The following is a 902-nucleotide window of genomic DNA, read 5'->3' on the forward strand; positions in this document are numbered from 1 at the left end:
GCCGCCACATCGGCATCGAGCTGTCGTTCGTCGCCTTCCACATCGCCCTTGATGAATTCCTCCACCAGCTGGCGGGCCTCGCCGTCCTCATGCTGAACCGCGGGGGACTTCATGAAGTACGAGCTCGGCGCCAGCACCGGGCCGGCCAGGTGCCGGTCGAGCGCGATCTTCGCCGCGCGCACGGCATCGATGACGATGCCCGCGGAATTCGGAGAATCCCAGACCTCAAGCTTGTACTCAAGGTTCAGCGGCACGTCGCCGAACGTGGTGCCTTCAAGACGCACGAACGCGAACTTGCGGTCATCCAGCCACGCCACGTAATCGGACGGGCCGATATGCACATTGTGTGCATCCATGTCGTGCGGCACGACGGACGTGACGGCGCGGGTCTTGGAGATCTTCTTGGATTCCAGACGGGAGCGTTGCAGCATGTTCATGAAGTCCATGTTGCCGCCGACATTGAGCTGGTACGTGCGGTCGAGACGCACGCCACGGTCCTCGAACAGGCGGGCGAGCACACGGTGGGTGATCGTCGCGCCGACCTGGGACTTGATGTCGTCGCCGACGATCGGCACGCCCGCGTCGCGGAACTTCTGCGCCCATTCGGGATCGGAGGCGATGAACACCGGCAGGCAGTTGACGAAAGCGCATCCGGCATCCATCGCGGCCTGCGCGTAGGCCTTGTCGGCCTGCTCGGAACCGACCGGCAGGTAAGAGACCAGCACGTCGACCTTCTTGTCGCGCAGCACCTGCGCCACATCGACCGGCTCGGCGTCCGATTCCTCGATCATCTGACGGTAGTATTCGCCCAAACCGTCGTTGGTCGGCCCGCGCAGCACCTCGACGCCGAGATTCGGCACATCCGCGAACTTGATCGTATTGTTCTGCGAAGCGCCGATCGC

At 63.7% G+C, this 902-nt stretch carries 1 protein-coding gene; it reads right to left on the reverse strand.

Features of this window, described 5'->3' with window-relative positions; translation table 11 throughout:
• Window positions 1-902, reverse strand: a 902-nt coding sequence (locus tag B3C64_RS04670) for an inositol-3-phosphate synthase (RefSeq protein ID WP_291534070.1), incomplete at both ends; no start/stop codon positions are given.

The sequence above is a fragment of the Bifidobacterium sp. UBA6881 genome, from assembly GCA_002451435.1.
Classification (GTDB): domain Bacteria; phylum Actinomycetota; class Actinomycetes; order Actinomycetales; family Bifidobacteriaceae; genus Bifidobacterium.